This is a genomic window from Dyella nitratireducens, from assembly GCF_014642835.1.
In the GTDB taxonomy this organism is placed as follows: domain Bacteria; phylum Pseudomonadota; class Gammaproteobacteria; order Xanthomonadales; family Rhodanobacteraceae; genus Dyella_B; species Dyella_B nitratireducens.
On the sequence record NZ_BMJA01000001.1, the window covers coordinates 215,573 to 228,063 of the forward strand.

The 12,491-nt window shown below is 61.8% G+C and carries 12 protein-coding genes; 10 read left to right on the forward strand and 2 right to left on the reverse strand.

The window, feature by feature from the left end; all coding sequences use genetic code 11:
- The first annotated feature begins 54 nt into the window (after positions 1-54).
- The 8 genes from IEX75_RS01050 to pilH all read left to right on the forward strand — a co-directional run bounded on the left by IEX75_RS01050 (position 55) and on the right by pilH (position 9,798).
- Positions 55-1,266 (forward strand): cupin domain-containing protein, encoded by a 1,212-nt coding sequence (locus tag IEX75_RS01050; protein WP_188792414.1) that lies wholly within the window; start codon positions 55-57, stop codon positions 1,264-1,266.
- Positions 1,263-1,775, forward strand: coding sequence for a DUF7931 domain-containing protein (locus tag IEX75_RS01055; RefSeq protein ID WP_188792415.1), 513 nt, complete (start codon positions 1,263-1,265; stop codon positions 1,773-1,775). The genes IEX75_RS01050 and IEX75_RS01055 overlap by 4 nt, the downstream gene beginning before the upstream one ends.
- A 251-nt stretch (positions 1,776-2,026) precedes the next feature.
- Positions 2,027-4,870 (forward strand): 2-oxoglutarate dehydrogenase E1 component, encoded by a 2,844-nt coding sequence (locus IEX75_RS01060; RefSeq protein WP_188792416.1) that lies wholly within the window; start codon positions 2,027-2,029, stop codon positions 4,868-4,870.
- A 21-nt stretch (positions 4,871-4,891) separates the two neighbouring features.
- Positions 4,892-6,091, forward strand: a complete 1,200-nt coding sequence (odhB, locus tag IEX75_RS01065) for a 2-oxoglutarate dehydrogenase complex dihydrolipoyllysine-residue succinyltransferase (RefSeq protein WP_188792417.1) — start codon at positions 4,892-4,894, stop codon at positions 6,089-6,091.
- Positions 6,092-6,201: 110 nt separating this feature from the next.
- On the forward strand, positions 6,202-7,626 hold the full coding sequence (gene lpdA / locus IEX75_RS01070; RefSeq protein WP_188792418.1) for a dihydrolipoyl dehydrogenase: 1,425 nt from the start codon (positions 6,202-6,204) through the stop codon (positions 7,624-7,626).
- A gap of 133 nt (positions 7,627-7,759) precedes the next feature.
- Positions 7,760-8,356, forward strand: a complete 597-nt coding sequence (locus tag IEX75_RS01075; RefSeq protein WP_188792419.1) for an LOG family protein — start codon at positions 7,760-7,762, stop codon at positions 8,354-8,356.
- Between the two features lie 10 nt (positions 8,357-8,366).
- The gene (locus IEX75_RS01080) at positions 8,367-9,362 is read left to right on the forward strand and encodes a YhdH/YhfP family quinone oxidoreductase (protein WP_188792420.1); all 996 of its coding nucleotides are present in this window, start codon (positions 8,367-8,369) and stop codon (positions 9,360-9,362) included.
- A gap of 70 nt (positions 9,363-9,432) precedes the next feature.
- Positions 9,433-9,798 carry a twitching motility response regulator PilH gene (gene pilH / locus IEX75_RS01085; RefSeq protein ID WP_188792421.1) on the forward strand — a complete coding sequence of 122 codons (366 nt, stop codon included), beginning with the start codon at positions 9,433-9,435 and terminating at the stop codon, positions 9,796-9,798.
- Between the two features lie 69 nt (positions 9,799-9,867).
- Here pilH and IEX75_RS01090 read toward each other — a convergent pair whose 3' ends face one another.
- Entirely contained in the window at positions 9,868-10,767 is a 900-nt protein-coding gene (locus IEX75_RS01090) for a DnaJ C-terminal domain-containing protein (protein ID WP_188792422.1), read from the reverse strand.
- 135 nt (positions 10,768-10,902) lie between these two features.
- Positions 10,903-11,349 carry an Hsp20/alpha crystallin family protein gene (locus IEX75_RS01095; protein WP_188792423.1) on the reverse strand — a complete coding sequence of 149 codons (447 nt, stop codon included), beginning with the start codon at positions 11,347-11,349 and terminating at the stop codon, positions 10,903-10,905.
- A gap of 138 nt (positions 11,350-11,487) precedes the next feature.
- On the opposite strand from IEX75_RS01095, the gene IEX75_RS01100 reads away from it, so the two are divergent.
- A complete protein-coding gene (locus IEX75_RS01100) occupies positions 11,488-11,976 on the forward strand; it encodes a peroxiredoxin (RefSeq protein ID WP_188794276.1) in 489 nt (162 codons plus the stop codon).
- A 157-nt stretch (positions 11,977-12,133) separates the two neighbouring features.
- Positions 12,134-12,442, forward strand: a complete 309-nt coding sequence (locus IEX75_RS01105; protein WP_188792424.1) for a hypothetical protein — start codon at positions 12,134-12,136, stop codon at positions 12,440-12,442.
- The last annotated feature ends 49 nt before the right edge of the window (positions 12,443-12,491 follow it).

Sequence of the window (12,491 nt, forward strand, 5' to 3'; positions counted from 1 at the left end):
CAATTTGCCGGAGCCTACGCTTATCGATCGGCGGATTCCATACAATGCCGCCCCATGACTCTTTCACCCTCCTCCCGCAAACCGCTGCCTGTTGAAGTACATGGCTCGGCGAAGCTGCCGCTGGGCATGACCGCGGCGCAGTTTCTTCGCGATTACTGGCAGAAACGGCCGTTGCTGATCCGCAAAGCTTTTCCTGACTTCCAGACACCCATCGCGCCGGAAGATCTGGCCGGGCTTGCCTGCGAGGAAGGCGCGCTTTCGCGCCTTATCCAGCACAACGAAGATCGCGAACGCTGGAAGGTGAAAACCGGCCCGTTGAGCGAAAGCGATTTCGCCAAAACCGGCAATGCCAATTGGACGCTGCTGGTACAGGACGTGGACAAGTGGGACATGGACGTGGCCGCCCTGCTCGATCACTTCCTGTTTCTGCCGAACTGGCGCGTGGACGATGTGATGATCTCGTATGCCGAACCCGGTGGCGGCGTCGGTGCCCACGTCGATCAGTACGACGTGTTTTTGCTGCAAGGTCTGGGGCAACGGCACTGGGCCATCAGCACCGATCCGCATGCACCGAAGGATTTCCGCAGCGACGTCGAGCTGAAACAACTCGTGCACTTCGAACCCACGCACGAATGGCTACTCGAACCAGGCGACATGCTGTACCTGCCTCCAGGCGTTCCGCATGACGGCGTGGCATTCGGCGGCCCTTGCATGACCTTCTCGGTAGGCATGCGCGCACCTTCGCAAGCCGAACTGGTGGGTGACTTGGCCGACTACCTTGCCGAGCACCTGCCGGAAGACCAGCGCTACGCCGATCCGGACCTGACACCAGCCAAGCAAGCCGGCGAAATCGACAAGGCATCACTGCAACGCGTGCGTGATGCCGTACCGCTTGCCCAAGCGCTGGATGACGCCACACTGATCGACTGGTTCGGCCGCTTCATCACGCGTTATCGCACCGCACAGACGCCTTTGGCCACGGCCAAGCCACTGAGCGAAGCAGCACTGATGAAACAACTGCAAGGCGGCGCTTCGCTGCTGCGCCACCCATGGTCGCGTATGGCCTGGGCGCAAGCCGGCAAACGCTGCCAGTTGTACGCGAACGGGCATGCCTATCCGGCCTCGGCGCATTGGGCTGCGCGGCTTTGCGCGCAACGTACGATCTCGCCGCCATTTGACCTGTCCAGCGGTGACAGCGCCTTGCTGCTGGCCCTGATCAATGACGGTCACCTCATCCTTCGTCGATTACGCGGACGCAACACATGAGCACCCCCATCCCCTCGACAGATGATGGCGCCCGCGCAGTAAGCGGTTCGGAGGCCATCGCGGCAGCCCGGCTGGAATTGCTGGCTGCCGCCCGCTACAAACTGGCGATTCACCTGCCAGTATTGACGGCAGACATCCTTAGTAGCCCGGCCGAGCTGGCCGAACTTCGCCGCATTGCGATCGCCGGGCGCGGCGCCGAGATCCGCATCGTGCTCGGCGATCCGGACGCAACACTGCGGATGGGACATCGTCTGATCGATTTGGCCCAGCGGATGCCCAGCGTGCTACGCATCCGCACGCTAGCCGAGGAAGACAGAAGCACCGAGACGGAGGCAAGCAGCTGGTTGCTCAACGACACCAGCGGCTACCTGTTCCTGCCCGATGCCGATCGCTGGGAGGGGCGCGCCGCCTTGAAGGATGGCCCAGGACAGACACCCTTGCTGCTGCGGTTCGAACAGATCTGGGAACACGCCTTGCCGGCCACGCAGCTCCAGCCTCTGGGCTTGTAAACCGTTGGCTGAACACCCATGCGTACAGGGCGTTCGATTTCCGCATCCGATCCCGAAACCGGAAACGCCTAACCTCTTGTCCCGACTGACTTCGCGCCCTCCACGGCAGCATCAGGCATCTCTCCCTAGCACGGCTTATCGGCTTGCCGCGGTGCGGAAGCCGCAGGCTATAATTAACAGGATTTTTCGCCAGCGAACCTGGGCCTCGACAAGGTGGTTCGCTGAGGCTTCCCTTCCCTGCCGGTGGTGACGTGAGCACAAACCTGATCCGCGAGTTTTCCGAATCCTCGCAACTCGCAGGCGGCAACGCCGATTATGTCGAATCGTTGTATGACGCCTGGCTAGCCGATCCCGCATCGGTACCAGCCGAATGGAACACCTACTTCCAGACCTTCAAGGGCCGCGAATCGGGGGATGTCTCCCATACCGCGGCCATTGCGCGTATAGAGGCGGCGCAAAAGCAGCGCCCCGGTCTCGCCCCGGCAGCACCAGTCAGCGATGAGCACGCGCGCAAGCAGGCCGGCGTATTGCGCCTGCTGACGGCCTACCGCTCGCGCGGCCATCTCGCCGCCGATCTTGATCCGCTGGGCCTCACGTCCAAGATGCATGCGCCGGATCTGGACCTGCCCTTCCATGGCCTGTCCGACGCCGACCTCGATACTGAATTCGATTGCGGCAACTTCGCCGGCGGCGGCCAGCGCATGAAGCTGCGCGAGTTGTATGCGCGCCTGAAGCGCGTGTACACCAGCACGATCGGCGTGGAGTTCATGCACATCTCCGATCACGCGCAACGCAACTGGATCTACTCGCGCCTGGAACAAGCCAATGGCAATGCCGGCTTGGACAAAGCCGGCAAGCAGCGCCTGCTAGGCAGCCTCACCGCGGCCGAAGGCCTGGAGCGCTACCTGCACACCAAGTATGTCGGCCAGAAGCGCTTTTCGCTGGAAGGCGGCGACAGTCTGATCCCGATGGTGGATGACGTGGTGCAGGCCGCTGGCGACAACGGCATCCGCGACGTGGTCATCGGCATGGCCCACCGCGGCCGTTTGAACGTGCTGGTGAACATCCTCGGCAAGCCACCGAAGACCCTGTTCAACGAGTTCGAAGGCATCTTCGAACATCACGAGGACGATCCGGCCCACTCCGGCGACGTGAAGTACCACATGGGCTTCTCTGCCGACGTGCGTACACCCAAGGGCGGTGTGCACGTGGCGCTGGCATTCAACCCCTCGCATCTTGAAATCGTCAACCCGGTGGTGGCCGGTTCGGTGCATGCACGCCAGGTGCGCCGCAAAGATACCGAGCGCACCAAGTCGTTCGCCGTACTGATCCACGGCGACGCCGCGCTGGCCGGCCAGGGTGTGAACATGGAACTGTTCAACATGTCGCAGGCACGCGGCTTCAAGATCGGCGGCACGCTGCATATCGCGGTGAACAACCAGGTGGGCTTCACCACCTCCAACCCGCAAGACGCGCGCTCCACACTGTACTGCACCGACGTGATCAAGATGATCAACAGCCCGGTGTTCCATGTGAACGGCGACGATCCGGAAGCGGTGATCCAAGTCACCCGCCTCGCCTACGAATTCCGCAAGACGTTCCGCAAGGACGTGATGATCGACCTGGTGTGCTACCGCCGCCACGGCCACAACGAAGCGGACGAACCGGCCGCCACCCAGCCGGTGATGTACCAGATCATCCGCAAGCGCCCCACCACGCGTGAGCTCTACGCGCAACAGCTGATGAAGGAAGGTGTGCTGGCCGACGGTGATGCGCAGAAGCTCGCCGAGGATTACCGCAACCGCCTCGAGGCGGGCGCGGCGATGACCGATCTGCACCCGTCGCTCACCAAGGACGTGGAAGTGGATTGGAGCCAGTTCATCGGCGGCAAGCTGTCCACGTCGTACACCTCCCATCTCGACAAGAAGAAACTGGTCGAGCTGGCCAATCGCATTCTCTCCCTGCCGCAGGATCTGACGCTGCATGCACGCGTCAGCAAGATCTACGACGACCGCCGCAAGATGGCTGCCGGCGAACTACCGGGCGATTGGGGCTTTGCTGAAAACCTCGCCTACGCCACGCTGATCGACGAAGGCCACAACCTGCGCATGGTTGGCCAGGATGCGGGGCGCGGTACCTTCTTCCATCGTCATGCGGTGCTGCATGACCAGAAGGATGGCCACACCTACCTGCCGCTGGCGTCGCTGCGTCCGGATGCGGACGTGGAAGTGATCGACTCGCTGCTCAGCGAAGAAGCGGTGATGGCCTTCGAATACGGCCACGCCACCACTGATCCGCACACGCTCAACATCTGGGAAGCACAGTTCGGCGACTTCGCCAACGGTGCGCAGGTGGTGATCGACCAGTTCATCAGCTCCGGCGAAGCGAAGTGGGATCGTCTGTGCGGCCTCGCGCTGTACCTGCCGCACGGTTATGAAGGCCAGGGTCCGGAGCACTCCTCCGCACGTCTGGAACGCTTCCTGCAGCTGTGCGCGCTGGACAACATGCAAGTGTGCGTGCCGACCACGCCGGCGCAGGATTTCCACATGATCCGCCGCCAGATGCTGCGCCCGACGCGCAAGCCGCTGATCGTGATGACGCCCAAGTCGCTGCTGCGCCACAAGCTCGCCGTATCCACGCTGGATGAACTGGCCAACGGTAGCTTCCAGCTCGTGATCGGCGAGCATCGCGACCTGCCGGCGAAGAAGGTCAAGCGCATGGTGCTGTGCGCCGGCAAGGTCTACTACGACCTGCTGGAAGACGCCGAGAAGCGTGGCGTTACCGATGTGGCGATCGTGCGTGTGGAACAGCTCTATCCGTTCCCGCGTCCGGAAGTCATGGCCGAGCTGGAGAAATATCCTTCCGTCAAGGAAGTGGTGTGGTGCCAGGAAGAGCCGATGAACCAAGGCGCCTGGTTCCAGATCCGCCATCACCTGCAAGCCTGCGTGGGAACCAAGCAAAGCCTCTCCTACGCCGGTCGTGCGCGCTCGCCCGCGCCCGCCGCCGGCCACCTCAGCGATCACGTCGCCGAACAGGCTGCGCTGGTCGAACAGGCGCTGGTTGCCCCGGTCGGTTCCGATCACTCAGCAGAATAACTACCCAGGATTCCCTACATCATGTCCACCGAAGTCAAAGTCCCCGTTCTGCCCGAGTCCGTTTCCGACGCCACCATCGCCACCTGGCACAAGAAGGCCGGCGATGCGGTGAAGCGCGATGAAAACCTGGTCGACCTGGAAACCGACAAGGTCGTGCTGGAAGTGCCGGCACCGGTTGATGGCGTGCTCAAGGAACTGAAGTTCCAAGAGGGCGACACGGTGACCAGTCAGCAAGTGATCGCGGTGATCGAAGAAGGCGCCGTGGCTGCTGCATCGGCTCCCGCGCCGGCCGCCGCCGCTCCTGCCCCGGCACCTGCCGCCGCAGCGCCGCAGGCTGCCGCCAAGGGTGCGGAAAACCTCTCCCCCGCCGGCCTGCGGGTCGCTACCGAAGAGAAGATCGACGTCTCCAAGGTCGCCGGCACCGGCCGCGATGGCCGCGTCACCAAGGAAGACCTGGTGAACTACGGCAAGGGTGACGCGCCTGCCGCGGCGGCTCCGGCCGTGGCGCCAACGCCTGGCTCTCGTCCGGAAGAACGCGTACCGATGACGCGCATCCGCGCTCGCATCGCCGAGCGTCTGATGCAGTCGAAGAACTCGATCGCGATGCTCACCTCGTTCAACGAAGTGAACCTCGCCGAAGTCACCAAGATGCGCAAGACGCTGGGCGAACAGTTCGAAAAGGCCAACGGCGTGAAGCTCGGTTTCATGAGCTTCTTCGTGAAGGCCGCTGCCGAAGCGCTGAAGCGTCATCCGATCATCAACGCATCGGTTGATGGCAACGACATCATCTATCACGGCTACCAGGACATCTCCATCGCCGTGGCCACCGACAAAGGTCTGGTGACGCCGGTGCTGCGCGACACGCAGAACATGAGCTTCGCCGATGTCGAGAAGGGCATCGCCAACTACGCCAAGAAAGCGCGCGAAGGCAAACTGGGCCTGGATGATCTGCAGGGCGGCACGTTCACCATCACCAACGGCGGTACCTTTGGCTCGCTGCTGTCGACGCCGATCGTCAACCCGCCGCAGAGCGCGATCCTGGGCATGCACACCATCAAAGAGCGTGCGATCGTCGAGAACGGCCAGGTGATTGCCGCGCCGATGATGTACCTGGCGATCTCGTATGACCACCGCATCATCGACGGCAAGGACGCAGTGCTGTTCCTGGTCGACATCAAGAACCAGCTCGAGAATCCGCAGCGCATGCTGCTGGGCATGTAATCGCCCGCCGGCCAGGGCGCACTCGCTGCAGCCCTGGCCGGCCCCCTCTTTCGAAATCCTCCACGCGCCGCCATATACGGCACGATTCCGCTCCCTAGGAAACTCAAACCATGAGCGACAAATTCGACGTCATCGTCATCGGCGCCGGCCCTGCCGGTTATGTGGCTGCCATCCGCGCCGCGCAGCTCGGCCTCAAGACCGCCTGCGTGGATGCCTTCGTCGGCAAAGACGGCAAACAGGCCCTCGGCGGCACCTGCCTCAACGTAGGCTGCATTCCCTCCAAGGCGCTGCTCGATTCGTCCAAGCAGTACTTCAACCTGACGCACAACCTGCCGGCGCACGGCATCAGCGTTGAGAACGCCAAGGTGGACATGGCCACCTTCATCGGCCGCAAGGACAAGATCGTCAAGCAGTTCACCGGTGGCATCGGCCAGCTGTTCAAGGCCAACAAGGTCACGCCGTTCTTCGGCAAGGGCAAGTTGCTGAAGGGTAACAACGTCGAGATCACCGGCAACGATGGCAGCAAGCAGACGATCAGCGCCACCAACGTCATTCTCGCTTCCGGCTCGGTGCCGATCGAGCTGCCGTTCGCCAAGTTCGACGGCAAGAACATCATCGACAATGCCGGCGCACTCGATATCAACGAAGTGCCGAAGCGTCTGGGCGTGATCGGCGCTGGCGTGATTGGCCTGGAGCTGGGCAGCGTGTGGAACCGCCTGGGTGCGCAAGTGACCATCCTCGAAGCGCTGCCGGATTTCCTTGCCGTCGCCGATCAGGACGTCGCCAAGGTCGCCAAGAAAGAATTCGAGAAGCAGGGCTTGACCATCAAGCTTGGCGCCAAGCTGACCAAGGCTGAGGTCAAGAAGAATGAAGTCGCGCTCACCTACGAAGACAAGGATGGCGCGCACGAGCTCACCGTCGACAAGCTGCTGGTGGCTGTGGGCCGTCGCGCCTACACGGAGGGCCTGCTGGCCGACGACACGGGCGTGAAGCTGGATGAACGCGGCCGCATTGTGGTGGACGAGCACAACCACACCGGTGTGGACGGCGTGTGGGCCATCGGCGACGCCGTGCGCGGTCCGATGCTGGCGCACAAGGGCTCCGAGGAAGGTGTTGCCGTGGCCGAGTGGATCGCCGGCAAGGCTGGCCACATCAACCTCGATACGGTGCCGTGGGTGATCTACACCGAGCCGGAAATCGCCTGGGCCGGCAAGACCGAGAAGGAGCTGAAGGAAGCCGGTGTACCGTACAAGATCGGCACCTTCCCGTTCGCCGCCATCGGCCGTGCCGTAGCCATGAACGAGGCCATCGGCCAGGTGAAGGTGATCGCCCATGCCGAGACTGACCGCCTGCTGGGCGTGCACATGGTCGGCCCGGGCGTGTCCGAGCTGATCGCCGAAGCCGTGGTGGCGATGGAGTTCAAGGGCTCCGCCGAAGACCTGGCCCGCATCGTCCACGCCCACCCGACGCTGTCGGAAGCCGTGCACGAAGCGGCGCTGTCGGTGGACAAGCGCGCGATTCACAAGGGCAACTGAGGCCCCGTGCCATGATCAACGACCCGCTCGTGGTGACATGAGCGGGTCGTTTTGTTTGAACTATCTGGAATTCTCACCGCCGTCATTCCGGCCTTCGCTGGAATGACGAGCTCAAAGCGAGCCCATCGTCCCTATGCCCCAACCCACCGCCCTCTGCGTCTACTGTGGCTCTCAAAGCGGCAACAACCCCGTCTATATAGAGACTGCCCACGCCTTCGGCCTGGAACTGGCGCGTCGAGACATCACCCTCGTATATGGCGGCGGCAAGGTCGGCCTGATGGGTACGGTGGCCAACGCGGCGCTGAGCGGGGGCGGCAAGGTGATCGGAGTAATTCCGCGTCAACTCGTTGAGCGCGAAGTAGCGCATAAGGGCCTGACCGACTTGGTGGTGGTCGACACCATGCATCAGCGCAAGACGCGGATGTACGAACTCTCCGATGCTTTCGTCGCCCTGCCCGGCGGCTTCGGCACCATGGACGAAATGTTCGAGATGCTTACCTGGGCGCAATTGGGCTTGCATCGTTATCCATGCGCGTTTCTGGATACGCAGGGCTACTACGGGCATTTGCGCAACATGATGAATCACATGGTCGCCGAAGGTTTCGTTGCCCAGGAGCGACGCGACAGCGTGTGGTTCGGTGATTCGACCAGCGAATTGTTCGCTTGGATGGATCAGTATCACGTCGACGCTGTGCCACGCGGTGTCGATGCATCCAGCATCAAGGCATGAGAAACCGGCCATGACGACATTCCAAGCCTTTCGCATTCACAACGACGCAAGCGGCTATCGCGGCGGCATCGAAACCATGCAGACCGATGCACTGAGCCCTGGCGAGGTGCTGGTGAAAGTGGCCTACTCGTCGGTGAATTACAAAGACGCGTTGGCCGGTACCGGCAAAGGCAAGATTCTTCGCCAGTATCCGCTCAACGGCGGCATTGATGCGGCCGGCGTGGTGGTTGCTTCCACCGACGCGCACTTCAAAGAAGGCGATAAAGTGCTATGCACTGGCAGTAGCCTTTCCGAAACGCGCGACGGCGGTTACGGCGAATACATCCGCCTGCCTTCGCAATGGGCGATTCCGTTGCCCGATGCATTGAACCTGCGCGAAAGCATGATCCTGGGAACAGCCGGCTTTACGGCTGCGCTGTCACTGTTACGCATGCAGGACAACGGCCAGACGCCCGCGCTCGGCCCTATCGCCGTGAGCGGCGCTAGTGGTGGCGTGGGCATGCTGGCCATCGACATCTTCACCCGCGCCGGCTATGACGTGCACGCCATCAGCGGCAAGGCCGCACACTTCGATTTTTTACGCAGCCTCGGCGCGACTGAATGCATTGATCGACATCAACTGGCCTTTAGCGGCAAACCGATGGATTCAGCACGCTTTGGCGGCGCGCTGGACAACGTCGGCGGCGCGATGCTTGCCGGCCTGCTGCCGCTGATCGTGCCCTACGGCAACGTCGCCATCTGCGGCAATGCTGGCGGCATCGGCCTGGAAAGCACGGTGATGCCGTTCATCATTCGCGGTGTCAGCCTGCTTGGCATCGCCTCGGCCGGCATTGCCCGCGATATTCGCGAGCAGGTATGGCACCATCTGGCCAGCGACTGGAAACCGCGCCATCTCGACCGTATCGTCACTCGGGAAATCGCGCTGGAGCAGCTTCCGGAAGTCTTTGAGCGGATGCTGGCAGGCGAATCCTTTGGCCGTACCATTGTGCGCGTGGGTCACGTTTGACACAGGCTATGCTTGGAAGCGTCGCCACGGCGACTTAGAATTAACGAAACGACTAGGGGATTCCCACCTTATGGCACGCATTCTGATCGTCGACGATTCGCCGTCGCAGCTCCTCGGTATCAAGCGCATCGTCGAGAAGCTCGGCCATGAAACGCTGACTGCCGAAGACGGTGCTGCGGGTGTCGCCGTCGCGAAACAGGAAAAGCCGGCACTCATTTTGATGGACGTGGTCATGCCGAACCTCAATGGTTTCCAAGCGACGCGCACCATCAGCAAGGATCCGGAAACCGCACATATTCCGATCGTGCTGGTCACCACCAAGGATCAGGAAACCGACAAGGTGTGGGGCATGCGCCAAGGCGCGAAAGCCTATGTCACCAAGCCGATCAAGGAAGAGGAACTGGTGAAAGTACTGAAAGAACTGCTCCCGGCCTGATGATCGAATCGAGCCGAAAGAAAACGGCGCCACATGGGCGCCGTTTTTGTTTCTGTACCGCGGGCACATTCATTGCCGCGGATCGTAATGCGCAAATTGCGCCTGCAGCGTTTCATAAGCCTTGCGCTGCGCGTCGCTCTCCGCCAGTGGCACCCTGATCGACACCTCCACCAGCTGATCGCCCGGCGTTTGCCCCGGCAAGCCGCGTCCTTTCAGGCGCAGCTTGCGGCCCGACTGCGTGCCGGCGGGAATACGCAGGTCCACCGTGCCAGCCAGCGTCGGCACCGGCACCGTCGCGCCCAGTGCTGCCTCCCAGGGGCTGACCGGCAGCACATACAGCACATTGCGGCCGTCCAGCTTGAAACGCGCATCGTCGCGAATGCCTACCTCCAGCATCAGATCGCCGCTCGGGCCGCCACCCGCTCCAGGGTGCCCCTGGCCGCTGAGGCGGATCACCTGCCCCGGCTGAATGCCGGTCGGGATCTTCACTTCCAATACGCGTTCTTGGCCGGTGCCGTCATCCAGGTTCAGGCGCGTGCGGCCACCGCTGAAGGCCGTCTGCAAGTCGATCTGTACCTGCGCACGGATATCGCGGCCACGACGCGAGCGCGGCGCATGGCGACCGCCTCCGGCGGCGCGGCCGAACAAGCTCTCGAAGAAATCGCTGAAGTCACCGTCGCCAGCTTCACCAAAATCGAAGCCCTGGCCCTGCCCCCAGTTCGGCGGCGGACGGAACTGCTCACCCGGACGGTATCCGCCTGCGCGCAGCTGATCGTAGGCGCGGCGCTTTTCGGCGTCGCGGAGCACTTCGTTGGCTTCGTTGACCGCCTTGAATTTGTCCTCCGCGCCGGCTTCCTTGTTCTTGTCCGGATGATATTTGCGCGCAAGCTTGCGATAAGCCGCCTTGATGTCAGCCTCGCTGGCGTCAGGCTTGACGCCCAGAACGTCGTAATAGTCTTTGAATTCCACTGCCACTCCTCAAACAAGATGGATCGAGCAGCACAGGTCATAGCTGCTCGATGCTCATGTCCGCCCCAACACAAACAGCCCGCCGCGGATCATGGTCCGCGGCGAGCCGTGTACGCAACATCGAGCGACGCGCGCTTACTGCGTATTGATAGTAATGCGGCGCGGCGCTTTTTCTGCTTTCTTCGGAATCACGATTTCCAGCACACCGTGTTTGCCAGCGGCGCTGATGTTGTCGGCATCGGCGCTATCGGGCAAGGCAAAACGGCGGTGGAAGCGGCCGTGCGCTCGCTCAACGCGTGTGAAGCGGCCGCTCTGTTCCTGTTTCTCAACCGCGCGCTCGCCCTTGATGGTGAGAACGCCCTTTTCCATGCTCACTTCGATGTTGGCCAGATCCACGCCGGGCACATCGGCAAAGATCACGAAGCGCTGATCCTCTTCCTTGATGTCCACGCGCGGTGCCCATTGACTGGTGACGACGCTGGAATTGTCGCTTTCTTCGTTCTGGAAAAAGCGCTCAAAAGCTTGGCGGAAATCGGCCGGAAACGTGCCAGTGCTCCAGAAGGTATGTCGGCTGGGATGCATGCTGTAATCCTCAAAATGGTTGCGGTGCGTTCACCGCTTGACAGCCACATAGGTTCCTCATCGAAGCGTTTCAAGGCGACAGGCAAGCAGCCCCGGCGATACCATGTTGAGCGTTGCCACGCCTTCAGCGATATCTCTATGACCATCCAGATTGGACAAGCCTTACCGGACCTGCCGATCGCCGTGATCAACGGCGAAGCCGACATCCAGCGCACCACCACCGCGCCCCTCTTTGCTGAACGCAACGTCGTGCTGTTTGCAGTACCGGGTGCCTTCACGCCCACCTGCTCGGAACGCCACATGCCCGGTTACGTCAGGCATTTCGACGCGTTCAAAGCGCGCGGTACAGAGGTGTATTGCCTGGCAGTAAACGATGCCTACGTGATGAAAGCCTGGGCGCTATCACAGCACGTGCCCGCCGGACTCAAGCTGTTGGCTGACGGCAATGGCGCATTCACCAAGGCGCTGGGACTGGAAATGGATGGCAGCGCCTACGGAATGGGGATGCGGTCACGCCGTTTTGCGCTGTATGCGGAAAATGGTGTCGTGAAATCCCTCCATGTCGAGAGCCCTGGCGAGCTACGCGTGAGTACGGCCGAAGCGATGCTCGACACTCTGTCTCAATAATTCCTACAAAACTACGAGTCTTAGATCACACAAGATAGAGGAAATCTCCTACAGATTAGACGCCAGGGCGTCATAGTCGACCCGGTGGCTCGGCCATGCCCAGCCGGTTCGCGCATGGAGGCGTCATCGCGCCTGCCGGGCGTGCAGGAGATTCGTCATGAAATACCTCAAGGCGGGCGTGCCGCTTTTGGTGGCATGCGTTTTGTCATCGGTAGGATACGCGGCTTCTACGGCACCACATACAACAAGGTCTGGTGCCAATGGCGTGATCACCTTTGTCGGGTCCATCACGCAGCCCACTTCCGTGCCTGTTGCTGCGGCAGTACCCGCTCAGGCCGATCCATCAACGACGACGACCGTCGAGCCTTTGGCCCAGGCCCAACCCCGATTAGCTAGCGATCTGCTGGATTATTACGCGCAGTACGCAAAACCAGGCGCCAAGCTCGTCAGTGTGGCTTATCAATGACATCTCGCACCAAACAGCACCGCTCGTGTTGAAACGAAAAAGCCCCGGG